We start from the raw sequence: 25679 nt of genomic DNA on the forward strand, positions 1-25679 counted from the left end.
GCCGGGTGAGTCGAGAAGACCCACCCGGCCACGGCATCGGCCCATCGTTAGCTGTCGAGCGCCTCACTGACGAGCGTCTTGGCGGCGTCCTGCACCTCGGCGAGGTGGTCCTCAGACACGAACGACTCGGCGTAGATCTTGTAGACGTCCTCGGTGCCGGACGGGCGGGCGGCGAACCAGGCATCGGCCGTCGTGACCTTGAGGCCGCCGATGCCCGCGCCGTTGCCGGGCGCCTTGGTGAGTTTCGCGGTGATCTCCTGCCCGGCGAGCTCGGTCGCACTGACCTGCTCTGGGGAGAGCTTCGCGAGGGTGGCCTTCTCATCCTTGGTCGCGGCGGCGTCGACGCGGGCGTACCAGCTTTCGCCCAGCTCGTCGGTGAGACCGCGATGGATCTGCGACGGGGTGGTGCCCGTCGCGCCCGTGATCTCGGAGGCGAGCAGGCATAGCAGGATGCCGTCCTTGTCTGTGGTCCACACCTTGCCCTCGCGTGTGAGGAAGGAGGCGCCCGCGGACTCCTCGCCGCCAAACCCGGTGGTGCCGTCGAGGAGGCCGGGCACGAACCACTTGAAGCCCACCGGCACCTCCTCCACCGTGCGGCCCAGCTTGGTGCCGACCCTGTCGATGAGGCTCGAGGAGACCAGCGTCTTGCCGATGCGGGCGGCGTCTGGCCAGCCCGGTCGACCGCCGCCGTAGAGGTACGAGATTGCCGCCGCGAGGTAGTGGTTGGGGTTCATGAGGCCGCCGTCGCGGGTGACGATGCCGTGACGGTCGGAGTCGGCGTCGTTGCCCGTCGCGATGTCGTACGGCGCGTCACCGGCCATGAGTTCCCGCAGGCTCGCCATCGCTGACGGGGAGCTGCAGTCCATGCGGATCTTGCCGTCCCAGTCGAGGGTCATGAAGCGCCACGTGGGGTCGACCGTGGGGTTGACGACGGTGAGGTCCAGGCGGTGCTCCTCGCCGATCGCGCCCCAGTAGTCGACCGCGGCGCCGCCAAGGGGATCGGCGCCGATGCGCACGCCGCCGTTGCGGATGGCCTCGAGGTCGATGACGTCGCCCAGTTCGGCGACGTAGGCAGCCATGAAGTCGTAGGTGCCGATCGTGGCGGCCTTGCGTGCCCGCTCGTAGGGGATGCGCTTGACCTGCTTCCAGCCTCCGTTCGCCATGATCTCGTTGGCGCGGTTCGCGATCCAGCTGGTCGCGTCGGAGTCCGCCGGGCCGCCGTGGGGCGGGTTGTACTTGAAGCCACCATCGCGCGGCGGGTTGTGCGACGGGGTGACGACGATGCCGTCGGCCAGTCCCGGTCCGGTGGTGCGCAGGCCCTGGGGGGAGGCGGCGCCGTTGGCGACGAGGATCGCGCGGCTCACGGACGGCGTGGGGGTGAACTTGCCGCGGGCGTCGACCTTCACGGTCACCTCGGCGGCGGCGAGCACCTCGATCGCGGTCTGGGCGGCGGGCTCGGACAGCGCGTGGGTGTCGATGCCGAGGAACAGCGGGCCGTCGGTGCCCTGGTTGGTGCGGTACTCGACGATCGCGGCGGTCGTGGCGACGATGTGCGCCTCGTTAAACGCCGTGTCGAGGGCGCTACCGCGGTGGCCCGAGGTGCCGAAGACGACCTTCTGCTCGGGGTTACTGGGGTCCGGTACGAGGTCGTAGTAGGCGCCGAGCAGGGCGTCCACGTCGATGAGGTCCTGGGGCTGGGCAGGTGTTCCGGCGCGCTCATGCATGGTTCTTACTCTTGCACCTCTTGCCCGGCCGCGGCCAGTGGGGTGCGGGCGACAGGCGTGGATGACGTCGTCAGTGGGTCACGGCTGAGCCACGATTCTGCCAAGAACGCACCAAAGTCGGTCCCAGGGCGCACTAGGCTGGTCCTCGTGGCACCCGCACGCGCGTCTTCCCCGGCGCCGTCGGCCGATGACGGCACCGACGGCGCAGCCCGTCGTGCCCGCCCGCGCGCCGGTCGCGTTCGTCGCACCGTGAACGGCCCTGAAGACCTCCATGTCGCCGCCGCGCTGATCGTCGCGCACGATGCCGCTCGCCGGATCGCCGCCACGGTGCGCGCCGCGCTCGCGATTCCCGGCGTAGACCTCGTGCTGGTGGTGGATGACGCCTCGACGGACAACACCCAGCAGCTAGCCCGCAAGGCCGGCGCCGTGGTGGTGCGCCACTCGCACCCCCGAGGGCGCACGGCATCGATCGAGACCGGCGCCTCCGTGATCGCCATGCGTGACGAACCGGGGCGTGAGCCGCGCGCCATCCTGCTGTTGCCTGGCGTCTTGGGCCACTACGCCGTGGGCGCCGCACCGCTCGTGGCGGCGGTCACCGAGCATGTGGCCGATCTCGCGGTTGCCCGTGCCGACGGCCGAGCCCGGGTCGAGGGACCGTCGACCAAGATCGCGCGGCGGGCCGTGGAGCAGGCCTCGGGCTGGACTCCAGAGGAGCCGCTCGGACCCATTCGTTGTCTCACCCGCGAGGCGCTCGAGGCGGCCATGCCGCTGGCCCGCGGTACGGGGCTCGAGGTCGCGATGACGCTCGACGTCATGCACGCCGGCCTCACCGTCACCGAAGTCGAATGTGACCTTGGCGACGCCCCGCGCGCCGGCTCCATGGGCGAGGGCACGTCCAAGATCACGCGCTACCGTGACGTGATGATGGCGATTAGCTCGCGGCGCATGCGTGGCGCGCTCAACCAGACCCAATCCGCGATGAGAGCGCGCATGCCCGGGCGGCGCGACGCCGAGGAGGACGAGTGACCGACCTGCCCCGTTATGCCTTTCTGGGGCCAGCCGGCACCTTCACCGAGGCGGCGCTGCGTACCCTGGTGAGCCCCGACGAGGCCGAGTATGTGCCCGCGGTCGACGTCCTCACGGCCTTGAACGCGGTGCGATCGGGTGACGTCGACTACGCCGTCGTGGCCATCGAGAACACGGTCGAGGGCGGCGTGACCGCGACGCTCGACACCCTCGCCACGGGCGAGCCGCTGGTCATTCTGGGCGAGACGGTCCTGCCGATTGCCTTCGAGCTGCTGGTCCGGCCCGGCACCGAGCTCGATGGGATCACCGCGGTGAGCGCCCACTCGCACGCGTGGGCACAGGTGCGCCGGTGGGCCAACGCGACCCTGCCGCGCGCCGAGTTCGTCTCGGCCACGTCGAATGCCGCGGCCGCCGTCGCGCTCGCCGATGACTCCCGGCCGCTCGAGTCCTTGGGCTTCGAGGCCGCGCTCGCGCCCCCCGGTACGGGCGAGGCGCTGGGCCTCACGGTGCTCGCCGACCGCGTGGCGGACAACGCCACCGCCGCGACGCGGTTCGTGAAGGTGGGCCGTCCCCGCGCCATGGGGGAGCCGACCGGAGCCGACAAGACCACCCTCGTCATTCACCTGCCCAACGACCGCGCGGGCGCGCTGCTCGAAATGCTCGAGCAGTTCGCCGTGCGCGGCGTGAACCTGTCACGCATCGAGTCGCGGCCCATTGGCGACCGTCCGGGCGAGTACTCGTTCTCCGTGGACGCCTTGGGTCACATCGGTGAGGCGCGCATGGCCGAGGCCTTGATCGGCCTCAAGCGCACCTGTCCCCTCGTGCGCTTCTTGGGCTCGTACCCCGCCGCGGATCGTGAGCCCACGCCCATCGAGATGGACGACAGCGAGGAGTCGTTCAGCCGTGCGCACTCGTGGGTCGAGGCCCTCAGGAACGGTACGGCGGCGATCTAGCCTCCGCCTACGGCGTGATGCCGGCCGGGACCTTGATCAGGAGGCCGCCGGCCTGGATGCGGCCCTTCACACGCGAGGCGCGTCCGAGCGACTCGCCGTCGACCTGCACGCGTTGCGGGCTGTCCATGTCGATCGTCACGGACTGGCCGCGGCGGTGGTCGATGCGGGACGTGCGCCAGGTGCGCAGCAGTTCCGTCTGCTTGATGCCGGCGCCCTGAGCGACCACGGAGCCAAAGAGCTCGGTCCAGCCGACCAGGCCTCCACGCGCGTCGAGCGTCGCGATGTCCAGCTCGCCGTCGGTGACCGAGGCGTCGGGGATGAGCTGCAGACCGCCGGGCAGGCGCCCCGCGTTGGCCATGAGGACCGTCCGCATCTCGGCCTCCAGAGGCAGGCCCTCGTCGACGGTCACGGTGGCCTTGATGCGCTTGTCGCCGAGGTGCTCGACGGCGGCGAAGAAGTACGCCATCCACCCCAGGCGCTTCTTCAGGATGGGGTCCGCGCCGGCGACCATCTCCGCGTCGATGCCCGCCCCTGCCATCACGAGGAACAAGTGCGTGGAACCCTCCCGGGAGGCGGGAAACGCACGCTCGATGTCGAGCCAGCCGACATCCACGCGCGACACGCTGCCCTCGATGACGATGCGCAGCAGCGCGCCGGTGTCTGCCAGCGGCAGGTCCAGGTTGCGCGCAAACAGGTTGCCGGTGCCGAGAGGGATGATGCCCATTGCGACGTCCTCGCCCGCGAGCGCCTCGGCGACCGCGCGGACGGTGCCGTCGCCGCCCACGGCGACCACGACATCGGCCCCCGCCTCGATGGCGTCGCGCGCCTGGCCGGTCCCAGGGTCCTCCTCCGTGGTGTAGATCCACATGGGCTCGGGCAGGTAGCGAATCGCGCATGCGCGCATGGCCCGCTCGCGCAACTCGGCGGTGCCGTCCTTCGTGGGGTTGACGATGAACGCGATCTGCGCGCGGTTGTCGGTATCGAGGGTGACGCCCGTCGCGGGCGTGGCTGCCACGGGGGCGATCCGCAGGAAGGTGCGCCAGCCGCGGGGGAGCGCGGAGGGGTCGCGCTTGCCGATCTGGCGCGCGAGCGTGACGGACAGCATGGTCGCGAACAGGGCCAACACCAGCGCCGTCGCGCCCAGGATCCATACCCACACCATGAGGGAGAGCCTACGCGTACGCCCCCGATAGACTCGCGGTCATGATTGACCTCAAGCTCCTGCGCGCCGAACCGGACCTCGTGAGGGACAGCCAGCGCTCGCGCGGCGACGACCCCGCGGTCGTGGATCAGGTGCTCGAGGCTGACGCCCAGCACCGTGCGGCGCTCGCGGACTTCGAGGCCAAGCGCGCCGAGCAGAAGAGCCTGGGCAAGGAGGTCGCGAAAGCGCAGGGTGACGAGAAGCAGGCGCTGCTGGCTCGCACGAAGGAGCTGGCGGCGGCGGTCAAGCAGGCACAGGCGACGGCCGATGCCGCGGCCGCCCGGGCGATCGAGCTCGCCCGGTCGTTGGGCAACATCCCTGAGCCCGGCGTTCCCAGCGGCGGCGAGGATGATTTCACGGTGCTGCGGCACGAGGGCGCCCCGCGCGACTTCGCGGCCGAGGGCGTCGAGGTCAAGGACCACCTCGCGATCGGCGAGGGGCTGAAGGCCATCGACATGGAGCGCGGCGCAAAGGTGTCAGGCGCGCGCTTCTACTTCCTCACCGGCATCGGCGCACGGCTCGAGTTGGCGATCCTCAACGCCGCGATGAATCTCGCGTTTGAGCGCGGCTTCTCGCCCACGATCACGCCCACGCTGGTGCGTCCCGAGACGATGGCCGGCACCGGCTTCCTCGGCAAGCACGCCGAGGAGATCTACTACCTCGAACGCGACGACATGTACCTCGTCGGCACCTCGGAGGTGGCGCTCGCGGGCTATCACGCCGACGAGATCATCGACCTCACCGAAGGCCCGCTGCGCTACGCAGGCTGGAGCGCCTGCTACCGCCGCGAGGCCGGATCGGCCGGCCGCGACACCCGCGGCATCATCCGTGTGCACCAGTTCCACAAGGTGGAGATGTTCTCCTATGCGCACGCCGAGGACGCCTCCGCCGAGCACGAGCGCTTCCTGTCCATCGAGGAGGAGATGCTGAAGGCCCTCGAGCTGCCATACCGCGTGATCGACACGGCGGCAGGCGACCTGGGCTCGAGCGCGGCGCGCAAGTTTGACTGCGAGGCGTGGCTGCCGAGCCAGGAGCGGTGGATGGAGGTCACCTCGACCTCCAACTGCACCACCTACCAGGCGCGTCGCCTCAACATTCGTGAGCGGGCAGACAAGGGCACCACCGCGGTGGCGACCATCAACGGCACCATCGGCACCACCCGGTGGCTGGTCGCGCTGCTCGAGAACCACCAGCAGGCCGACGGCTCGGTGTACGTGCCCGAGATCCTGCGTCCCTACCTGGGCGGCGTCGAGTACCTCCAGCCGGTCGCGTAGGCCGCGGGAGGGCGCCTGCGCCCGTGACGTAGGCTCGAGGCATGACGCTGAGCCCCGATGAGATGCGCCCGCCCCTCGATCAGGACTCGTGGGGGCTCGTGGGCCTCGATATCGACGGCACGCTCATGCACTGGGGCGGTGAGATCTCGCCGGCCGTGATCCGCGCGGTCGAGCAGGTGCGCATGTGCCGCAACCACGTCATCCTCGCCACCGGTCGCAACATTCTGGGCACCTTGCCCGTCGCTGAGGCGCTCGGCATCCGGCGTGGATGGGCGGTGTGCTCTAACGGAGCGGTGACGATCCGCCTGAACCCCGCGACGCCCGGCGGCTACGACATTGTCGAGACCGTCACCTTCAACCCTCGCGCCGCGCTCGAGCTGGTCCGCCACGAGATGCCCGGCGCCTTCGTCGCCGTCGAGGACCTCGGCGTGGGTTTCCGGGTCAACCAGGAGTTCCCCATGGGTGAGCTCGTGGGGCGCCAGATCCTGGTGAACGACTTCGACGAGCTCGCTGAGGGTGAGGCCACCCGCGTGGTCATTCGCGCTCCCGGCGCGGACGTGAGCCACTTCGACGACCTCGTCCACCGTATCGGCCTCAACGACGTCACCTATGCCGTGGGCTACGACGCCTGGCTGGACCTCACCCCGCCCAACGTCACCAAGGCATCGGCCCTCGAGCACCTGCGCCAGCAGCTGGGCGTCTACCCCGATCACACGGTCGCCGTGGGGGATGGCAACAACGACATCGAGATGCTGCGGTGGGCGGGACGTTCGGCCGCGATGGGCACCGCCCCCGCGCGGGTACGTGAGGCGGCGGGCGAAGTCATCGGCACTGTCGAGGAAGACGGCATCCTCGAGGTGCTGACTCGTCTCATCGATCCCGACCGTCTCGCGGTGATGTAGCAGGCGCGTCGCTTCGCCTCCTCGTCCCTCCAGAGCGGTCACGTCGCTACGCTGGCGCCATGTCTTGGATCACGGCCCCCTCGCACCATCGCTGGCTCGAGGCGGAAAGCACCCGCCTGCTGGACTTCGCACGCGCGTCACGCCACGGAGATGGCGGCTTCGGCATGCTGCTCGCCGACGGCACGCTCGACCCGCACGCCGATGTCGAGCTGTGGGTCACCTGCCGCATGACGCACTCGTTCGCGCTGGCCACGCTCATGGGCCACCCGGGCGCGGCGGCCCTGGTCGACCACGGCCTCGACGCCCTGGCGGGACGCCTGCGTGACCATGAGCACGGCGGCTGGTTCGCCGCGGTGGGCGCCGACGGTCCGACGAACACCGCCAAGGAGGCCTACGGACACGCCTTTGTGATCCTCGCGGCCTCCTCGGCCGTCGCGGCCGGCCGCCCCGAGGCGCAACAGCTCTTGGACGACGCCCTCGCGACGCACGCCGAGCACTTCTGGGACGACGACGAGGGCATGAGTCGCGAGGCGTTCACCCGCGAGTGGGGCGACATCGAGGACTACCGCGGGATCAACGCCAACATGCATACGGTGGAGGCCTATCTCGCCGCCGCGGACGTGACCGGCGACAAGACGTGGTTGCATCGCGCCGCCCGCATCGTCGAGCGCGCGATCAACGTGTTTGCCCGTGGCCAGGAGTGGCGTCTGCCCGAGCACTTCGACTCCGAGTGGAAGCCCCTTTTGGACTACAACGAGGCCACCCCCTCTCACCCGTTCCGCCCGTACGGCGCGACCATCGGCCACTGGTTCGAATGGAGCCGGCTCACGCTGCAGGCCGCCTCCGCGCTGCAGCAGTCGGGCCTTGAACCGCCCGCGTGGATGAGGGACGCCGCGCGCGACCTCTACGCCGCGGGTGTGCGCGAGGGCTGGCATGTCGACGGCGAGGCGGGCTTCGTCTACACCGTCGACTGGGATGGTCAGCCCGTGGTGCGCGAGCGTATGCATTGGGTGGTGGCCGAGGCCATCGGCGCTGCGGCCGCCCTGTGGCGTGTCACGAAGGTGCCCGACTATGCCGCCGACTACGAGCGCTGGTGGGACTTCGTCGGCGAGCACCTGCTGGACCTGGAGTCAGGCTCGTGGTGGCACGAGCTGGGCCCCGACCTCGCCGTCAGCGGCACCGTCTGGCCCGGCAAGGCCGACGTGTATCACGCGCTTCAGGCGACGCTGCTGCCCCGCCTGCCCGTCACCCCCGCGCTTGCGCCGTCGCTCGCCGCGGGCAACCTCGACTAGGGCAACAGCAGGATCTTCCCGAACACCCCACCCTCGGCGAGGGCGGCCTGGGCGGACGATGCCTCGGCAAGCGGGTAGGTCGCGTGCACCACGGGCGATACTCGTCCGGGCACGAGCGGCCACACATCGCGGGCGACGCCCGCGACGATGGCGGCCTTCTCCGCGTGGGGCCGTGCACGCAGCGTGGTCCCGATGACGCGGGCGCGCTTGGCGAGCAGCCGACCCAGGTCGAGCTCGCCCTTCGAGCCCTTTTGCATACCGATGATGACGAGCGCGCCGCCGGTGCTCAGCGCCGCGAGATTGCGTTCCAGGTAGGCGGCACCCACGACGTCGAGAATGACGTCGGCGCCCCCGCCCTCACGGAGGGTCTCGACGAAGTCCTCCCCGCGATGGTCGATGCCGCGCTCGGCGCCCAGGTCCTCGCATCGGCGGGCACGCTCGGCGCCGCCTGCGGTCGCGAACACCCGCATGCCCATCGCCACGCCGATCTGGATGGCGAGCGAACCCACCCCGCCCGAACCCCCGTGGATCAACAAGGTCTGCCCCGCCGCGGCATCGGCCGCCTCAAGGTTGGACCACACGGTGCAGGCGGCCTCCATCAGGCCGCCCGCTTCGACGAGGTCGACTCCGGCGGGGACCGGCAGTGCGAGGTCCTCGTGGACCACCACGACATCGGCGTAGCCACCGCCTGCGAGCAACGCGACCACCCGGTCACCCACGGCGTGCGTGGTGACGGCGTCACCGATCGCCGTCACGGTGCCGGAGACTTCGAGACCCAGATGCGCGGGTGCTCCCGGCGGCGGGGGGTAGTGGCCAGCAGCCTGCAAAAGGTCGGCACGGTTCACCCCGGCCGCCGCCACCTGGATAAGCAGCTCATGCTCGCCAGGCACGGGATCGGGGACGTCGGCGACGGACCCGCGAGGCTCAGTGTCGTCGAGGCCGAGTGTGGAAAATATCACACGAATCGCCCGAAGTTTCGCGTCATGGCGGCCACCATATAGCGTCTCAAGCGGCAATGAGCCATCAGACTTCAAGGTTCGCGGTGAGGACGCCGATAACCGAGAGGTTCGATCGCTGAGGGGACGCCAGGAGAAGACCTGTGCCCCGAGCGTCGGCTCGTGAGGGAGAAGGTTAATGCTCCAGAGGCTTGGAATTCGCGGGAAGATCCTCGCGGTAGTAGCGGTGCCTATTCTGGTGCTGGTGCTTGGCGCGGGATTCATCGTGTCCGGCTCGCTGCAGACGTGGCGCGAGGCGCGCGACGCCGAGTCCGTGCTGAGCGTGCTGGGCTCCGCCCGACTGCTGGAGAACGACTTCCAGGACGAGCGTCTGGCAGGTACGAACTTCACCTCGGCCGTGCAAAACGGCCAGGACCAGCGTGAAGAGGCCGAGTCTCTCACCGATGAGGCCGTGACGACGCTTGACGAAACATTGAACGGCATCGGTTCGGCCACGTCCGAAGACGCGGAGGGTGCCTCCGTCGACGCCGAGCAAATCCGTGCCGACATCGCTGCCGCCGTGCAGCGCACCGGCAACGGCATCATGGAGAGCGCCCGCGCCGTGAGCCTCGGGGCGCCCGAGACCGACGGCGGATGGCTGACCTTCCCCGCCGACGCCGATGTCGCGGACATGCAGGCGGCCTATGAGCAGGCCGCCGCAGCGATCGACGCTATTGCGGACGGACTGCCTGAGGACACGGGCCTCGATATTCCGCTCGCGGCACTCGCCTTCCGTCTGGGCGCCGAGTCCGACGCTGCCACCACGCTGTTCACCGAGCCGCTCGACTTCCGCCGCGCATATGACGTCGCTACCGGCGCCGTCGACGGCAAGGTCGCACTGCTCATGCAGAACCGCGACTTGCTGGCAGGCAATGCAGAGAACGTCGAGGCGATCGCCGCCCTGGGCGAGGGCCAGGAGCTCATGGCGGCGCTGCCCGACCGGCGTGCCACGGTCCGTGACGCGAGCGCGAACATCGGCACGCTGACGAATTTCTACACGACCGTGATCGACGGCACCGTGCGGTCGGCGTCCTCGGTTGCCCTTGCGATGGGCGACCGCGACCTTGCCGCCGGAGTGTCCGCGTACGGCGACCTTGACCAACTCGTCGAGAACATCCGCTACGAGCAGGTCCAGATCGACCGTTTGCTGCGTGTGGGCGAGTTCCTGCCCGGTGAGGCTGCCGACGCGCGAACGATGACCGCGCGCACCGACATCTCTCTCGAAGACGCACAGGAATCCTCGCTCGCCGTCGATGGCTCCGAGGAGGTCCCGCCATTCGGAGCGTCGGCGGGCGACGGCCTCGGCGAGTCCTCCTTCGAATCGGTGCGCACGCAGGTCCTGACCGGCCTCGACGCGTCTCTGGTGCGTGAGCGTGACTCGGAATGGGACACCCAGGTGTCTGAAGAGCTCGGTGTCTACGAGCCCCTGCGTGAGGACATGTGGACCGCGGTGACGGCCGACGCCGCCGCGATCACGCAGTCTGCGGCGACCCAGGCGATCCTGACCGCGCTCGCCGCGCTTGCCATCGTTATCGTCTCGGTCATCATCGCTCTCGTGATCGCGCGCCGCATCATCGGCCCGCTGCGCCGCCTCACCACGACGGCGACAGCGGTCGAGCAGGAGCTGCCCCGCCTGGTGGAGCGCGTCGCCATTCCTGGTGAGGACGTGGACTTCACCGAGGTGCAGATTCCCGTGGAGTCGCGAGACGAGGTGGGACGTCTCGCGGAGGCGTTCAACGGCGTGAACGCGGCCACCCTGTCGATCGCCGCCGAGCAGGCCGCCCTGCGTGGATCGATCTCCGAGATGTTCGTCAACGTCGCGCGCCGCGACCAGGTGCTGCTGAACCGCCAGCTGTCGTCCATCGACGAGATGGAGCGCACCGAGGACGACCCGAACACGTTGACCAAGCTGTTCGCCCTCGACCACCTCGCGACGCGAATGCGACGCAACTCCGAGTCGCTGCTCGTGCTCGCGGGCATCGACACGGGTCGTCGCCTGCGCCGCCCCATGCCGCTGTCCGACGTCATCCGCACCGCGTCGTCCGAGATCGAGCTCTATGAGCGCATCGACCTCGAGCTCGACGTGGACCCCGAGATGCTGGGCCACATGGCGCTCACCGCCGCCCACCTGTTTGCCGAGCTGCTCGAGAATGCCACCGTGTTCTCCGACCCGGGCACCCGCGTCGCGGTGCGTACCGGTGAGACCGAGCTGGGGTACGTCGTCGAGATCGAAGACGGCGGCATTGGCATGACCGAGTCCGAGGTCGCCGAGGCCAACGCCCGCGTGGGCTCCACCGCGGCCTCCGAGATCCTCGGTGAGCAGCGACTGGGCCTGTTCGTGGTCGGCCGCATTGCGCGCCGTGTGGGCGCCCAGGTGGAGATTCGTTCCCAGGAGGGCCGCGGGACGCTCGCGGTCGTCTCTCTGCCGTCCTCGCTGTTCGCCGGCGGCGCCGAGTCGCCCTCGCCGCTGCCGGCTGCGGGCGGCGTCTCGATGGCCGTGGACGAGGGCGCGGACGATGCCGCGGCGGGATCGCCCGTCACTGTCGCCGAGGTCTCGGCGACCGCCGCTGAGCGCGAGATTGCCGCCGGGCCCGCGTACGCGCCGGCCGCGCTTCAGGCGGGCGAGAGCCTCGCCGGACGGACGGGCGACCTGCCCGCACGTGCCGGAGCTCCGGCCGACGAGGCTCCCGCGTTGCCGAGTCGCGGTGGGGCCTTGCCCACCCGTGGCGAGACCGAGTCCATCGAGTCGCTCATCGCGGCCGATGCCGAGGCGGCCCCCAGCGCCGAGGCCACCGACCCCGGTGCCCTGACGGACGGGACGAGCCAGGCCGGACTTCCGACCCGTCGCCGGCGCTCGGCCGACGTCCCGGCTCCCGAGGCCACTCCCGGTATCACGCCCGTGGTGGGCTTGCCCGCCCGCGCCACGGACGCACAGCTGTCGGCGCTCGACGCCGAGACCGACGCGGGCTTCACGCCCTCCGTGGCGCCCGCCGAGGTTGCACCCCAATCGGCCGAGGAGCGCGCCTCCGTCTTCCGTGGCTTCCGTTCGCGTCGCGAGACCGAGCAGGCCGCCTCCGAGTCGCTGGGCCAGTCCGCGCGCCGCGAGGGCGTCGCGCTGCCGCCCGACGACGAGGGCTTCGGTGCCGCTGGTGCTGCGGCGCCGGCCTTCGAGATCCCGGGCCTGGTGGACGACGAGCCCCAGGCCGAGGTCGTCTCAGCGGACGCCGTCGAGACGCCGCCGGCGATCCCCGGCTTCGCCGACGACGACGCGGTCGACCCGGGCGAGTTCGCACACGAGCAGGATCCCGGTACCTCTCATGGCGCGTCCGCGGCCGGCCTCGCCGGTGCCAGCGCGTTCGGTGCCGCAGCCTTCTTCGCGGCGCGCTCGCAGTCCGCTCCAGAGCCCGCCCGCGACGCCGCTGCCGAGCCTGTGCTGGAGCACGGGCCCGACGGTGCCGACCCGTACGCCGAACCCGCGCCGACCACCGAGCCCGCCGTCCCGACGTATGCGCTCGAGCCTGACGAGGACACCGGCACCGCTGGCTTCCGCCTGCCGAAGTTCGACCCCGCGACCACGGGCCAGATCCCCGTGATCGAGGACGAGATCGCGCAGCCCGCTTTCACCGCGCCGGCCGAGCCTTCACCCGTGCCTGCCCTCGAGGAGCCCCAGGAGGCGTGGACGCTTCCTTCCCTCGAGCAGGACGAGGACGTTCCCTCCATCGACACCGTCGACCCCGCTGACGCTCAGGACGCCGACGTCGCGCGAGCCGAGGACGTGAGGGACCTCGCCCCGGAGCCGGCCGAGGAGGACTATCCGACACCCGCCTGGGCCAGTGTGGCCGGTGGCGCCACGTTCGGCACTGCCGCCGTCGCGGCTGCAGGACACGGCAACGAACCAGCGGACGCCGAACAGGAGCGCTTCGCCCCCGTCGAACCCGCGGGAGTCGACAAGGTCTCGCTTGACGACGACGCCGCGCCTGGGCATGGGGCACCGCCTCACGCCATGCCCGTTGAGGCGGCCGCCTCCGCGCCCGCGCCCCAACTGGACGACCTCATCCAGAGTGCCGTCGAGGACGACCACCGCCCCGGCTTCTTCGCCCGCCTCTTCGGGCGCGGACGCAAGGACGGCGCGGCTGCGACGGCTGCGGACCGGTCTGCGCCTGCGCTCGGCACTCCCGAGGCGCCGGTATCGAACCCCGTGGCGCCGCCGACGTTTGCGCCGGTGTCCTCCGTTCCATCCGCGCCGTCCGCGCCCGTGGCTCCGACGCCGACCGACGGTGCCCGATTCGGGGCCTTCGTTCCCGAGCAAGAGACGCCGAGGTTCGACGCGCCCGAGGCCTTCGCGCCGCAGCCGGTCGCGTGGGAGGCCGTCGCACCGGCACCCGAGCCGCCCGCTGAGGAGGCGACGCACGCCCCGTCGGCCGAGGCCGCCGCATGGGAAGCGGCGATGGGCGATACGGCGGCTGCCGCGGCATCGGCCACCCCTGAACGAGGCTCGCTGTTCGGCGACCCCGGAGCCCTCGGCGCCCCCGTGACGCAGGAGGAGGCGCCCGCCGCGCCTCAGGCCGCTCCCGCGGCGTTCACGCCTCAGTCGTTCGCGCCGGAGCCCGAGCAGGCACCCGAGCCGGCCGAGTCCTGGGCTCCCGCCGGCGGCTATGTGCCTCAGGCGACGGCGTTCGCGCCGGAGCCCGAGGAGCCCGCCGCCGCCACCCCCGGGGAGCAGCACTACACGCCGGAGGAACTCGCGACGGCTCACGGCTGGGAGGCCGCGGGCGCGAGCGCTTTGCAGGCCGCTGAGCCGGAGCAGACCACCAGTTACCAGCCGATCATCCAGCCGGAGCCGCGTGACGGTGACGACATGGACTATGCCTCGGCTGCATTCTCCGAGCTCAGCTCGCTTGCGTCCGAGCGACCCAAGATCGAGAAGACCAGGGCCGGCCTGCAGAAGCGCCGAGCCAGCGACGCCCCGCCGGTCGAGGTCAAGAAGCTCGACGAGGAGGTCGAGGTCGCACCCGCACAGCGTGACGCCGACGCCGTGCGTAGCCGCTTTAGCGCGTTCTACTCCGGCACTCAGCGTGCCCGCCAGGACGCGGAAGAGTTCGATCGTGCCACGCAGATCGAAGAGAACGCGGGGGGCCAGGACTGACCATGACGCCGCCGATCATCACGCCCGTCTCCGCACCCCGGAGCACCAACACTAGGAGGACCGTTGCCCGAGCTCAGCGCTGAAGCCACCAACTTTGGATGGCTGCTGGACAACTTCGTTCAGACCGTTCCCGGCACCAGGCACACGCTCGTCGTGAGCGCGGACGGCCTGCTCATGGCCATGTCGAAGAACCTCGACCGCACGGGCGGCGACACCCTCGCCGCGGTCGTGTCCGGCATGGCAAGCCTCACGCGCGGCGCCGCGCGCCAACTGCAGGCGGGTGAGGTGCGACAGTCGATCATCGAGATGGACGAGCTGTTCCTGTTCCTCATGAGCGTCTCGAATGGTTCGGTGCTCGCCGTGGCCGCCGACTCGACGTGCGACGTGGGCCTCGTCGGCTACGAGATGACCCTGCTGGTCTCGCGCACCGAGAACGCCCTCACCCCGCAGCTCATCACCGAGATGCGTCAGAACCTTCCCACCGACGGACAAGTCCGCGTCTGAAGGATGTGACAGCCGATGAGCTACAGCGAACTACCTGACGAGGACGAGGCCTACACGGTCCGTCCCTACGCCGTCACGGGTGGACGCGTGAGCGCGGCGAACACGACGCTTCCCATGGAGGCGCTCGTGGAATCGAGCTCCGACGTCGAGGCCGTGCGCGGCCTCACGCCAGAGAAGCGCACCATCCTGCAATTGTCGACGGGGCAGTACCAGTCCGTCGCTGAGTTGTCGGCGCACACCCGCCTGCCCCTGGGCGTGGTGCGTGTGCTTGTCACCGATTTGGCAACAGAGAACCACCTCATCATTCACACCGGCGGAACGGCCGACGACCAGTCCACGCATGACGCGGACGGCGGCATTTCCCTGAGCCTTCTGGAGAGTGTCCTTGATGGCATCGCAGCCCTCTGACGCGGCGGTCGCGACCCCCGTCGCGCATGTCGCCCCCACGGTCGTCAAGATCGTCATCGCCGGCGGATTTGCCGTGGGCAAGACGACGTTCATCGGATCGATCTCCGACATCGACCCCCTCAACACCGAGGCGGCCATGACGGAGAAGTCGATCGGTGTCGACGATGCGGGCGGCGTCACCGACCGCAAGACCACCACCACCGTGGCAATGGACTTCGGGCGCATCGCGTTGCCCGGCTCGTTGTGGTTGTACCTGTTCGGCACGCCCGGCCAGGACCGCTTCCTGTTCATGTGGGACGACCTGGTGCGCGGTGCGATCGGCGCCGTGGTCCTGGTCGACACCGAGCGCCTCGATCAGTGCTTCCCCGCGGTCGACTACTTCGAGGGCCGCGGCGTCCCGTTCGTGGTCTGCGTCAACTGCTTCGACGGCGTGGCTCGCCACACCCTCGAGGACGTGCGTGAGGCCCTGGGCATCCCGCCCGAGGTCCCGGTCATGTACACGGATGCACGCGAGAAGGCGGCGACCAAGCAGGCCTTGATCGCCGTCGTGCAGCTCGCGATGCGTCAGCTCAAGCGGGGATAATCACACCCTCGCGTTCGCTGAGACGGCCGATGCGTGTGCAATGGCGCACGCGCATCGGCTCCCTACCCGCGGGGATATCCTTGTGCGAGTGATCTACGTCGACGGCTCCGCGCTGGTGCGCTTCCTGCCCGGCGTGAAGTACTTCGACGAGTTCACCGCGTGGATCCTGCCCCGTCTGGGCGAGGTGGCGACGACCCAACTGGGATTCACGGAGCTGCGCCAGGCCGCCGAACTCTATCCCCGCGCCGAGAAGGCGCGAGCGTTCGAGGTCGTCGAGCAGGCCCGGGCACGCATCCCTGCCATCCGGTTTTCCGACAAGAACGTCGGCATTTCCACCCACGCGGCCGCCGTCTTGAAGCCCTTCGCGGCCTTGCACCTGGGGGCAGCCGTGGCGCACCCGGCGATCGACACGATCGCGACCTACGACGCGGAGCTCGCCCAGGCCGCGGAACTGTACGAACTCACCGTCGTGACGCCCGGCATGCCCGACGGCTGGCACCACGGGTCTTTCTAGACGTGCGTGAGTCGTCAGCGCTCGCTTCGCATGCTGGCACAATGGTCACCGGCGCCGCCACGGCGCCGAGGAGAGTTGACCGAGCGGCCGAAGGTGACGGTCTTGAAAACCGTTGAGGCGTAACCCGTCTCCGTGGGTTCGAATCCCACACTCTCCGCGTCTGGTGAGGCAGCCCCGCTCAACAGCAACGGCAGGCGGCCCCGCACGTCACATGCAGCGCCCGCGACACCGCGTGCATCGCGTCGAGGCGCAGCCCGTAGTGCACCTTGGCACCGTCGCGGCGTCCCTGGACGAGTCCCGCCGTCTCCAGCTGACGCAAATGGTGACTTGCCGTCGGCGCCGCGACCTCGAGGAGCGCGGCCACCTCGGTCGTGGTCATCTCGTGGCCGTCGCAGCATGACAGCGCCTGGATGACGCGGACCCGGTTGGCGTCGGCCAGCGCGCGTAGGCGCGCGGCGATCGCGACGGCGTCATCGTGGGGGGAGAAGTCCTGCGACCCCAGGGGCGCGCAGCACAGGGGAGCAGACGCGTCGACGATCGGCAGTGCGGTAGGCATGCCGTCATCCTCGCAAAGTATTTGACATATGTCTAACTTACTGCCACCTTCGCCATGAGACATATGTCGAAAGGAGGTGGGCGAGATGACCGGCACGACGATGAACGGCGGCGGGTGCTGCGGCGGCTGCTGCTAATTCAAGGATGGCCCGATGCCGTGGCGAGGGCCGTACGAGGCCCCGCCACGGCATCGGCCGCCCGTCAGGGAAGCCGCTTTGCTCCGAAGGGACCGCGACCGGTACCCTGTACCCGCTGCATCGGGAGACGTGACTGAGCGGCCGAAAGTGCATCCCTGCTAAGGATGTGATGGGGTAAACCCATCCGTGGGTTCGAATCCCACCGTCTCCGCCCCGCGACGACGCAGGGATCGGGCGCCCGTGGTCATGAACCGCCGCCCGAACCTGTATAGTTGTGTCTCGGTCCTCACGGACCGTGCGCCCGTAGCTCAACGGATAGAGCATCTGACTACGGATCAGAAGGTTGGGGGTTCGAATCCCTCCGGGCGCGCTTCATGCGAAGGCCCCCGCCACACGGCGGGGGCCTTCGTCGTTCTCCTGAGCTTGTCTGAGAAATGCCTGCCGCGCCTCACGTGTTGCCCCGGCGTACGCCCCGTGGCGAGTGGCTGCGGGATCCATCGACCTCACAGGGGAGGAACCATGGCACCGCATACGCAGGGTTCGGCCAACGACGGGGCGAGCCGATGCGCGCGCTGACCTGGCAGGGACGCGAGGACGTGCGGGTCGAGACGGTTCCCGACCCCCAGCTCGTCGATCCGACCGACGCGATCATCCGAGTCACCTCGACCGCTATCTGTGGCTCCGACCTCCACCTGTACTCGGTCCTTGGCGCCTACCTCGACCCCGGCGACATCCTCGGGCACGAGTCCATGGGCGTGGTTGAAGAGGTGGGCTCGTCAGCGAGCAGGCTGTCGGTGGGTGACCGCGTGGTGGTGCCCTTCGGCATCGCCTGCGGGCACTGCTTCATGTGCGAGCGCGGTCTCCACTCTCAATGCGAGACCACGCAGGTGCGCTCCGAGGACAAGGGCGCGGCGCTCTTTGGGTACACGCGCCTGTACGGGTCCGTGCCCGGCGGGCAGGCCGAATACCTGCGGGTGCCGCAGGCGCACGTCGGACCGGTCGTCGTGCCCGACGACGGCTCGCCCGATGAGCGCTACCTCTACCTCTCCGACGTCCTCCCGACGGCATGGCAGGCCGTCGAATACGCGGCGGTGCCCCCGGGCGGCTCGGTGGTGGTCGTGGGGCTCGGACCGATCGGCCAGATGGTGGCCCGCATCGCGCGCTATCGCGGAGCGGGCACCGTGATCGGCATCGACTCCGTGCCCGAGCGGCTCGCGATGGCCGCTCGCCACGGCATCGACGTGCTCGACACCCGCGATGTCGACGACCTGAGCGCGGCCGTGCTCGATCGCACCGCCGGACGCGGAGCCGATTCGACCATCGACGCCGTCGGCATGGAGGCACACAGGTCTCCCGTCGCCCACCTGGGCCACCAGGTGGTCAGCCGCCTGCCCGACGCGCTCGCTGAGCCACTCGTCGAGCACGCGGCCGTCGACCGCCGGGATGCGTTGCGGACCGCGATCTCGCTCGCGCGCCGCGGCGGGACCGTGTCCGTCGTCGGCGTCTACGGAGGCGCGCTCGACCCGCTGCCGATGATGGAGATCTTCGACCGGCAACTCAGCCTGCGTTTCGGCCAGGCGAATGTGCACCGATGGATGCCGGACCTCGTGCCGCTGGCCTCCGACCCCGCCGACCCCTTGGGCGTCCTCGACCTGCGCACCCACCGCCTCCCGCTCGAGTCCGCGCCCGATGCCTACGCGATGTTCCAGGCCAAGGACGACGGCTGCATCAAGGTGGTGCTCGATCCCTCCCGCGGCGGCCACCGATGAAGGTGGTGGTCATCGGCGCGAGTGGCAACGCCGGCACGGGAGTGCTGCGCGCGCTCCGCGACGCCGACGACGTCACCGAGGTCGTCGCCGTGGCGCGTCGCGTCCCGCGGCGCACGCCTCCGGAGCCGTACGACGTCGCGTCCTGGGTGCGGGCGGACGTCGCCGACCCCGCCCCTGGGCGGGCGCTCGCGACGTTGACTCAGGCCATGCAGGGGGCCGATGCGGTGATCCACCTCGCGTGGGCCATCCAGCCCAATCACGACCGCGCCCTGCTGCGCCGCACCAACGTGGACGGCACCGCCCGGGTCCTCGAGGCCGCGCGCGGGGCCGGGGTGGGCCACGTGGTGGTCGCATCGTCCGTGGGCGCCTACTCACCCGCCCACGATGACGAGCGGCACAACGAGACGTGGCCCACGCACGGCATCCCCGCGTCGGAGTACAGCGTGGACAAGGCGGACGTCGAGGCGCTACTGGACGCGCACGAGCGAGACCACCCCGAGGTCACCGTCACTCGTCTGCGTCCGGCTCTCATCTTTCAGCGGCACGCGGGCGCGCAGATGCTGCGCTACTTCCTGGGTCGGTGGATGCCAGGCGTGGCGTTCACCGGGGCCCTGCCCGTGTTGCCGTGGCCCGAGGGGCTGCGCCTGCAAGCGGTCCATGCGGATGACGTTGGCCGGGCGTATTTGCAGGCGGTACGTCACCGAGCGGCGGGCGCCTTCAACGTTGCGGGGCCGGGCGTGGTGGATGCGCGCGAGGCGGCAGACATCCTGGCGGGCGGGCGGTACCGCGAGGTGCCCGTCCCGTTGGTGCGCGCGACGGTGTCTGCCGGATGGAACGCGCATGCGTTGCCCGTCAGTCCGGGATGGATCGACATGGGAATTGCGGTGCCGCTCATGTCGACGGCGAAGGCTCGCGATCAGTGGGGTTGGGAGCCGCGCCATACGGCGGCCGATGCCGTGAGGAGTGTGGTCGCGGGAATCGCCCACGGTGCGGGCACCGCAAGCCCTCCCCTGCGGCCCCGCCGTCCTCGCGACCGATTCTCATAAGTGAGGGCGATGGAGTGGGTGTCCGCTACTGTGGTTCCCGTCCCGCGGAGTGCGGGTATCCGTACCTCCCAAGGAGCACACCATGGAATTCTTCGAGAACTTCCTCGCCATCTTGCTGTTCACCCTCTGGATCATGGTCGTCGTTGCATTCTTCGTCGTCCTGTTCCGCGTGATCGGTGACCTCTTCCGCGACCGCGAGCTGGGCGGCTTCGCGAAGACCATCTGGTTCATCGTCGTCATCCTCTTCCCCTTCCTCGGCGTCCTGATCTACCTGATCGCGCGCGGCAAGGGCATGGCCAAGCGCGACGTGGCCGCCATGCAGGCCGCGCACGACGCGCAGGTCGAATACACCAAGGGCCTCATGGGCGAGGCCGGTGCCGCCGGCGAGATCAAGGCCGCGAAGGAGCTGCTCGACTCGGGCGCCATCACGCAGGCCGAGTTCGACGCCATCAAGGCGAAGGCGCTCGCGAAGTAACTGACGTTCACCGTCCGTTCGGGGCGGCACCGGTGACTGCGGTCACGGGTGCCGCCCCGAGTCGTCGGTGGCCCGTCGCTGCGGGCGCGAGCGTCCTCAGGGGCGAGGGGCAAGGACCTCGCCGTGCTCGTCGAGTGCGATGCGGGTGACTTCGTCGCCGTGGACGTGCAGCAGTGTGAGCGCGGAATCGCGTCCCGGCGGCTGCAGGCGGACGGTGACGGCACCGGCGAAGGCCGCGCCGAGTGTCCTGACGATGACCTCGACCATTCGCGCCAAGGCATCTCCGTCCTCGATCACCTCACCCCGGTCGTCCAAGATCGTCACCGACACGCCGCGCGCGCGAGCGGCCTCGGTTGCCTCGACGACCTCGGGCAGCGCCAAGGCGCGCCCCCGTACACCGTCGCGCAGGCGCGCCTCCGCGCGGGCGAACGAGGCGCGTTCGGCGTCCGTGAAGGGGCCGCCTTCGCCGATGCGCTCGAGCAGCGGCAGAGCCAGCGCCGACAATTCATCGACGCGGGCGCGGCGAATCTCGATGCCGGCATCGGCCGCCGCCGTTTCGGCAGCCGCCGTGAGGGCGCGCTCGCGTAGCGCCTCGATGCGCTGCGCGGTGCGTCGCAGCAGGATCGCGAACAGGGTGCCGACCAGCAGGATGCCGACGTGGTTGGAGCACATGATGACGCCCGCCAGCGCCCCGCGGTCCGTGATGGCCGCCCACGTCGCGCTCTGGGCGATCATGAACACCATGCCCAGCCAGGCCGCCCACGGGCGGCCTCGGATGGTGAGGAAGAACAGCAGCCACGTGTTGGCGCCGAGGTTCCAGGTCGCGCGTCCCAGGTCGCCGCTCACGTGCAGCGAATCGAACACCATCGCGTTCGCCACGACCACGATCCCGAGGATGAGGGCCGTGTCGGTCCACGGATACGGGTACGAGCGCTTCGCGACGATGAGCACGCCGCCGGCCCCGACGATCGCGATCGCGAAGGCGGTCTGCCAGGGGCGCGCCACAAAACCCACCGTGCCCCACGCGAAGGCGGCGTTGGCGACGATGAACAGCGCCACGATCGCGCGGCCCTCGGTACTGGTGAAGGCGATGAGTCGGCCGGGGTCAATGCGCTGCGAGGCGGACGGCGACAGGGTCATGCGGGACTCCACATCAGCGTGATGGCGGTGCCCGCACCCGGCGCGGAACGGATGATGGCGCTGCCGCCCTCGACGGATGCCATGCGCTCCTCGATCGAGATTCTGAGGCCGAGGCGCAGGGGGTCGATGGCGGTGGTGTCGAAGCCCCTGCCTTCGTCGGTCACGAGCGCGTGGACGCCCGTGTGGTCAGCGCGCACGGTGAGGGTGACGTCGGCGCCAGGGCCGGCATGCCGACCGGCATTGCGCAGAGCTTCGGCGATGGCCTCCGCGAGGGCTTGAACCGCCTCGGCGGGCACGTCAGGGCAGGGCGCCACGGAATGCTCAACGTGGACCGCGACACCGGAGTCGTCCGGCACGCTACGCAGCGCCGCTACCGCCTGCGCCGCGCTGTAGGTGCTGTCGCGACCCTGCGCGGGACGCGAGATCTGTCGCATGGCCTCGATCGCCTCGTGCGCCGAGTTCGCCACTTCGGAGGGGGCGTTCTCGCGTGAGGCCGTCAGCAGAACGGACATCACGTCGTCGTGGACGATGCCGTTGATGCGCGACTCTTCGCGCTCGCGCGTACGCCTCGCGGCCTCGACACCGGCCAGGATGCGAGTGTGGCGTGCCGCGGCGTCCTGGCGCTGCGCCGCCTGGACCGCGGAGACGGCCATGCCCATCACGATGGCGCAGAACAACACCGAACCCACGCCGTCGAGGGCGGCGTCGAGCGGCGTTCGCACGGACGCTTGCACCTGAATGACGGGCACGAGGATTCCCTGAGCGACCGGGAAGGCCCACACCCACCGGGAGCGCCACCGGATGCCCGCGATGGTGCAGGAGATCGCATTGACGCCCTGGAGCCACGGCTCGCCGTCGTCCGCGAGGACGTCGACCCGCATCGCCAGCAGCCAGAGGGCTTGCACCACGAGAAAGCCGACGACGGCGACGGCGGCCACGCGGTGAAGCGCGGTCAGCGGAAGCGCGAAGGCGCTGGCACCCAGAGCGACCGGCAGCCCAATGACGATTGTCAGCGAGACGACGGTGTACCACGGGGCCATCTGGGGCAGCGACGCGAGGATGCCGCTCGCTCCGGAGAGCATCAGCGTCCCGAAGACGACGGCGGCGATGCCGGTGGCCGCGTAGAGCATGCGCTGGACGCGATCGCGGGCGGCGTCGTCGGCGGCGCCCGTCATTCGAGGATGCCATCCTCGCGTGCGCGGCGATACAGGTCGACGCGCGAGGCCGCGGGGCGGCCCACCTCGGAGTACTTGCGGCGAATGCGGATCACGTAGTCCGCCACGGTCGCGCGCGAGATTCCGAGGTGTAGTGCGACCGATTGCGCGGTCTCCCCAGCGGCGTACATCGCGAGGACCTCCGCCTCCCGGTCGCTCAAGCCAGCGTCACCGAGATCCGCCGCGGCGTCGATGGCTGCCGCCCACTCGGTGGAGAACACCTCGCCACCCTCGGCGGCGGTGCGAATCGCGTCGATGAGCTGCTCGGGCGGCGCGGACTTGCGCACGAGGCCGAGCGCGCCCGCCCGGGCCGCCGACTGGATGAGCAGGCGGTCCTCCGCGCCGGTGTAGATCAGGACGTAGGCGCCCCTGTCATGGAGTGCGGCCACATTCGCCGCGGGCGTGGAACCGTCGGCGAGACGCAGGTCGAGGACGACCAGGTCGAGCGCGGTTGTCGGCAGTTCGTCGACCGCGGGGGCCGATGCGACGAGGTCGATGTGCTCGATGCGTGCGACAAGGTCGCGAAAGCCGAGCGCCATGAGCGCGTGATCCTCGACAAGAGCGATCCGTCGTCCCTGGTGCATCGCCTATCCTTCCGTCCGCCGCCACGATATCGCGACGAACCGACTTCTCGTCCCGTGCCCACACAAGTGTGGGCTTTACGGGCCCTTGCGGGAATGCCAGCCTGGTCTCGGTGGGGCGGCCCGATGCCATCGCGGGCCGCCCCCCACACCGCAAACCGACATGACGTGGTGGCGGCGACGGTACGCGCTTGGGGACCCGGGGGGAGGGCGCATGTATTGGTCAGGTGAGGAGTGGATGCTCCTTATCACGGGGGTGCTGTTCGCAGCGGCCGCGGCAGCGGGAGCGATTCCGATCGTGACCCTGACGCGACGCTCGCAGTTGACCTTTGCCGCCGGCGCCACCGCGTTCATCGTCGCGGCCATCGTGCTCGCGCAGAGCGAGACGGTGGTGTACCCGCCGCTACTCTGGCTCGTCCCGCTCCTGCCGGCGGCGATCCTCGCGGTGATCACCCGCGATGCGGTATTCGCCAGGCGCGCGGGCGGCGCGGCGACCGGCGCGTTCCAGGACCACCTTCAGCGCGCGGCCGATGTCCGGCGCGCTTCCGTCATTCCGGTGGCGACCGCGACCGCCGGGTCTCCCGCCGAGCGGATGTTGCGCATGCGTGCCAGCGACCCCACCGCGTCGCCGCAGGAGCTCGCGAGGATCGCCTACGCGCATGCCGACCTCAGGGCGCTCGTCGCTGGTAACCCCGCGACGCCGGTGAGTCTGCTCGAATGGCTCGCGTCGGTGGGGGACTCGAGCGTCCACGCCGCGATCTCCACGCGACGTCCCGCCGTCGCATAAGGGCCTACGCCTTCTCGCCGTCCACGGGCGGCGCCGGCACGACCGATCGCTGCGTGTCCTCGGGGCTGATGACCAGGCACAGCGCGGTCCGGTCGCCGCGCACCCACGAGTCCTCGGAGGGCGTCCACGCCACCCACGAGCCGCTTGCGGGGATCAGGCCCCGCACTCGACCGGAGCAGAAGTCGAGCGCTTGGCTCGTCACGGCCTGCGCACCGGGATACACCTCGAGCGGATACGTCATGGTCGCGACCACCTCAGCGCGGTGGGGATCACGGCACTCGACCACGGTCGCCCCGGCAACCGCGCCGTCCGCGCCCAGAGACTCGAGACACATGCCGTCCACCACTTCGAGCGCATGCAGCTCGCCGGTGGTGTCGGGATCGGCAGGCGCCGCCTGGGCATCCGCCACCGTGAGCCCCAGCGACCAGGCAAGCCCGCCCACGATGGCCGCGGCGGAGCCCACGAGCGCCCATCTCACCCAGCCCGGCACACCAGGGTGTGCGCTGGCCTGACCGTCCCGGCGGTGTGCAGTGGCGCGAGGCGACGCCGCGGCATCGGCCCCCCGAGACGAGGACGGCGGCGCGCTTGACGTAAGCCCGGACGCGCCGACGCTCGGTCCCGGCGGCGGAGCAAACGGGTCGCTCATGCGTCGGCAATGTCGAGGACCACAGGCACGTGGTCGGAGGCGCCCTTGCCCTTGCGCTCGTTGCGCTGAATCTCGAGCGCGGTGGCGCGCTCGGCGAGCGGCGCGGAGCCCCACATGAAGTCGATGCGCATTCCCTCGTTCTTGGGGAAGCGCAGCTGCTTGTAGTCCCAGAACGTGTAAGTGTTCTCCTCCGGGACGAAGCGGCGGCTGAGCTCCTCGTATCCCGCGTCGGCGAGGGAGGCGAGGGCCGCGCGCGATTCGGGCGTGACGTGGGTCTCGGCCTCGGAGTCGGTCTCGGACCAGATGTCCGTTGCCAACGGCGCGACGTTGAAGTCGCCGACCAGGGCCGTGGGATCGTCGGCCCACGCGCGTGCGGCCTCTCGCAGGTTCTCGAGGAACGCGAGCTTGTACGCGTAGTGCGGGTCGGCGAGGCCCCGGCCGTTGGGCACGTACAGGCTCCACACCCGTACACCGCCGGCGACGGCGCCCAGCGCGCGGGCCTCGACCACCGGGTCTCCGGTCTTCGCGAAGCCGGGCTGTGAGGCGAACGACGTCTCGACGTCGGTGAGCCCCACGCGGGAGGCGATCGCCACACCGTTCCACTGGTTGAGGCCGTGGATTGCAAGCTCGTAGCCGGCGGCCTCGAAGGCCTCGCGCGGGAACTGCTCGGGCTTGCACTTGATCTCCTGCATCGCGAGGACGTCGGTCTGGGACCGCTCGAGCCACTCGACCACGCGGTCGACGCGGGCGCGGACGGAGTTCACATTCCAGGTCGCAAGGCGCATGCGCCCACGCTACCGTCCCGCT

Annotated in this window: 23 protein-coding genes and 3 tRNA genes; 17 read left to right on the forward strand and 9 right to left on the reverse strand. The window is 70.2% G+C overall.

Annotation, left to right across the window (positions count from 1 at the left end):
- Window positions 1-47: 47 nt before the first annotated feature.
- A complete protein-coding gene (pgm, locus tag B7K24_RS02780) occupies window positions 48-1724 on the reverse strand; it encodes a phosphoglucomutase (alpha-D-glucose-1,6-bisphosphate-dependent) (RefSeq protein ID WP_084128554.1) in 1677 nt (558 codons plus the stop codon).
- 147 nt (window positions 1725-1871) lie between these two features.
- Between pgm and B7K24_RS02785 the strand changes: the two genes are divergently transcribed.
- Together B7K24_RS02785 and pheA are read left to right on the forward strand one after the other, a co-directional pair.
- Window positions 1872-2750, forward strand: a complete 879-nt coding sequence (locus B7K24_RS02785; RefSeq protein WP_234986526.1) for a glycosyltransferase — start codon at window positions 1872-1874, stop codon at window positions 2748-2750.
- Window positions 2747-3703, forward strand: a complete 957-nt coding sequence (pheA, locus tag B7K24_RS02790; protein WP_084128556.1) for a prephenate dehydratase — start codon at window positions 2747-2749, stop codon at window positions 3701-3703. Before B7K24_RS02785 ends, pheA begins: the two co-directional genes overlap by 4 nt.
- Before the next feature lie 7 nt (window positions 3704-3710).
- On the opposite strand, the gene B7K24_RS02795 is transcribed toward pheA, so the two are convergent.
- A complete protein-coding gene (locus B7K24_RS02795; RefSeq protein ID WP_084128557.1) occupies window positions 3711-4865 on the reverse strand; it encodes a diacylglycerol kinase family protein in 1155 nt (384 codons plus the stop codon).
- 41 nt (window positions 4866-4906) lie between these two features.
- Between B7K24_RS02795 and serS the strand changes: the two genes are divergently transcribed.
- Genes serS through B7K24_RS02810 form a run of 3 tightly spaced genes read left to right on the forward strand, consistent with a single transcriptional unit; the run spans window position 4907 to window position 8372 of the window.
- Window positions 4907-6178 (forward strand): serine--tRNA ligase, encoded by a 1272-nt coding sequence (gene serS, locus B7K24_RS02800; RefSeq protein ID WP_084128558.1) that lies wholly within the window; start codon window positions 4907-4909, stop codon window positions 6176-6178.
- A 41-nt stretch (window positions 6179-6219) separates the two neighbouring features.
- Window positions 6220-7080, forward strand: a complete 861-nt coding sequence (locus tag B7K24_RS02805) for an HAD family hydrolase (protein ID WP_234986527.1) — start codon at window positions 6220-6222, stop codon at window positions 7078-7080.
- Window positions 7081-7139: 59 nt separating this feature from the next.
- A complete protein-coding gene (locus B7K24_RS02810; protein WP_084128560.1) occupies window positions 7140-8372 on the forward strand; it encodes an AGE family epimerase/isomerase in 1233 nt (410 codons plus the stop codon).
- Here the strand turns inward: B7K24_RS02810 and B7K24_RS02815 are convergent.
- Window positions 8369-9331, reverse strand: a complete 963-nt coding sequence (locus tag B7K24_RS02815; protein ID WP_234986528.1) for an NAD(P)H-quinone oxidoreductase — start codon at window positions 9329-9331, stop codon at window positions 8369-8371. The two genes, B7K24_RS02810 and B7K24_RS02815, sit on opposite strands and share 4 nt — an antisense overlap.
- 175 nt (window positions 9332-9506) lie before the next feature.
- Here B7K24_RS02815 and B7K24_RS02820 point away from each other — a divergent pair, with 175 nt between their 5' ends.
- The 6 genes from B7K24_RS02820 (at window position 9507) to B7K24_RS02845 (ending at window position 16679) form a co-directional block, all read left to right on the forward strand.
- Window positions 9507-14513: an ATP-binding protein gene (locus tag B7K24_RS02820; protein WP_084128563.1), complete on the forward strand. Its 5007-nt coding sequence runs from the start codon at window positions 9507-9509 to the stop codon at window positions 14511-14513.
- 63 nt (window positions 14514-14576) lie between these two features.
- Window positions 14577-15017, forward strand: a complete 441-nt coding sequence (locus tag B7K24_RS02825) for a roadblock/LC7 domain-containing protein (protein WP_084099782.1) — start codon at window positions 14577-14579, stop codon at window positions 15015-15017.
- A 15-nt stretch (window positions 15018-15032) separates the two neighbouring features.
- Window positions 15033-15425, forward strand: a complete 393-nt coding sequence (locus B7K24_RS02830) for a DUF742 domain-containing protein (RefSeq protein ID WP_084128564.1) — start codon at window positions 15033-15035, stop codon at window positions 15423-15425.
- Window positions 15406-16008: an ATP/GTP-binding protein gene (locus B7K24_RS02835; protein WP_084128566.1), complete on the forward strand. Its 603-nt coding sequence runs from the start codon at window positions 15406-15408 to the stop codon at window positions 16006-16008. Before B7K24_RS02830 ends, B7K24_RS02835 begins: the two co-directional genes overlap by 20 nt.
- A gap of 88 nt (window positions 16009-16096) precedes the next feature.
- Window positions 16097-16522: a PIN domain-containing protein gene (locus B7K24_RS02840; RefSeq protein WP_159449123.1), complete on the forward strand. Its 426-nt coding sequence runs from the start codon at window positions 16097-16099 to the stop codon at window positions 16520-16522.
- Between the two features lie 69 nt (window positions 16523-16591).
- Window positions 16592-16679: transfer RNA gene (locus B7K24_RS02845), tRNA-Ser, on the forward strand.
- A gap of 21 nt (window positions 16680-16700) precedes the next feature.
- On the opposite strand, the gene B7K24_RS02850 is transcribed toward B7K24_RS02845, so the two are convergent.
- On the reverse strand, window positions 16701-17078 hold the full coding sequence (locus tag B7K24_RS02850) for a helix-turn-helix transcriptional regulator (protein ID WP_084128569.1): 378 nt from the start codon (window positions 17076-17078) through the stop codon (window positions 16701-16703).
- Between the two features lie 259 nt (window positions 17079-17337).
- Between B7K24_RS02850 and B7K24_RS02855 the strand changes: the two genes are divergently transcribed.
- The 5 genes from B7K24_RS02855 to B7K24_RS02875 all read left to right on the forward strand — a co-directional run bounded on the left by B7K24_RS02855 (window position 17338) and on the right by B7K24_RS02875 (window position 20504).
- Window positions 17338-17425, forward strand: a tRNA-Ser gene (locus tag B7K24_RS02855).
- 86 nt (window positions 17426-17511) lie between these two features.
- Window positions 17512-17584: transfer RNA gene (locus B7K24_RS02860), tRNA-Arg, on the forward strand.
- A 193-nt stretch (window positions 17585-17777) separates the two neighbouring features.
- Window positions 17778-18983: an alcohol dehydrogenase catalytic domain-containing protein gene (locus B7K24_RS02865; protein WP_084128570.1), complete on the forward strand. Its 1206-nt coding sequence runs from the start codon at window positions 17778-17780 to the stop codon at window positions 18981-18983.
- Complete coding sequence (locus B7K24_RS02870) at window positions 18980-20029, forward strand: NAD-dependent epimerase/dehydratase family protein (protein ID WP_084128572.1); 1050 nt, start codon at window positions 18980-18982, stop codon at window positions 20027-20029. The genes B7K24_RS02865 and B7K24_RS02870 overlap by 4 nt, the downstream gene beginning before the upstream one ends.
- Window positions 20030-20111: 82 nt before the next feature.
- Entirely contained in the window at window positions 20112-20504 is a 393-nt protein-coding gene (locus tag B7K24_RS02875; protein WP_084128573.1) for an SHOCT domain-containing protein, read from the forward strand.
- A gap of 96 nt (window positions 20505-20600) precedes the next feature.
- On the opposite strand, the gene B7K24_RS02880 is transcribed toward B7K24_RS02875, so the two are convergent.
- The 3 genes from B7K24_RS02880 to B7K24_RS02890 are packed head-to-tail and all read right to left on the reverse strand — an operon-like array spanning window position 20601 to window position 23442.
- Window positions 20601-21644, reverse strand: coding sequence for a hypothetical protein (locus tag B7K24_RS02880; protein ID WP_084128575.1), 1044 nt, complete (start codon window positions 21642-21644; stop codon window positions 20601-20603).
- Window positions 21641-22819 carry an ATP-binding protein gene (locus B7K24_RS02885; RefSeq protein WP_084128576.1) on the reverse strand — a complete coding sequence of 393 codons (1179 nt, stop codon included), beginning with the start codon at window positions 22817-22819 and terminating at the stop codon, window positions 21641-21643. The genes B7K24_RS02880 and B7K24_RS02885 overlap by 4 nt, the downstream gene beginning before the upstream one ends.
- Window positions 22816-23442: a response regulator transcription factor gene (locus tag B7K24_RS02890; RefSeq protein WP_084128578.1), complete on the reverse strand. Its 627-nt coding sequence runs from the start codon at window positions 23440-23442 to the stop codon at window positions 22816-22818. Before B7K24_RS02890 ends, B7K24_RS02885 begins: the two co-directional genes overlap by 4 nt.
- A 211-nt stretch (window positions 23443-23653) precedes the next feature.
- On the opposite strand from B7K24_RS02890, the gene B7K24_RS02895 reads away from it, so the two are divergent.
- Window positions 23654-24226, forward strand: a complete 573-nt coding sequence (locus B7K24_RS02895) for a hypothetical protein (RefSeq protein ID WP_144268087.1) — start codon at window positions 23654-23656, stop codon at window positions 24224-24226.
- 4 nt (window positions 24227-24230) lie between these two features.
- Here the strand turns inward: B7K24_RS02895 and B7K24_RS02900 are convergent, their stop codons facing one another.
- A complete protein-coding gene (locus B7K24_RS02900) occupies window positions 24231-24689 on the reverse strand; it encodes a septum formation family protein (RefSeq protein ID WP_084128580.1) in 459 nt (152 codons plus the stop codon).
- Between the two features lie 179 nt (window positions 24690-24868).
- Complete coding sequence (locus tag B7K24_RS02905; RefSeq protein WP_084128581.1) at window positions 24869-25657, reverse strand: exodeoxyribonuclease III; 789 nt, start codon at window positions 25655-25657, stop codon at window positions 24869-24871.
- Between the last annotated feature and the right edge of the window lie 22 nt (window positions 25658-25679).

Origin of the sequence: Demequina sp. NBRC 110055, from assembly GCF_002090135.1 — a bacterium.
Lineage (GTDB): Bacteria > Actinomycetota > Actinomycetes > Actinomycetales > Demequinaceae > Demequina.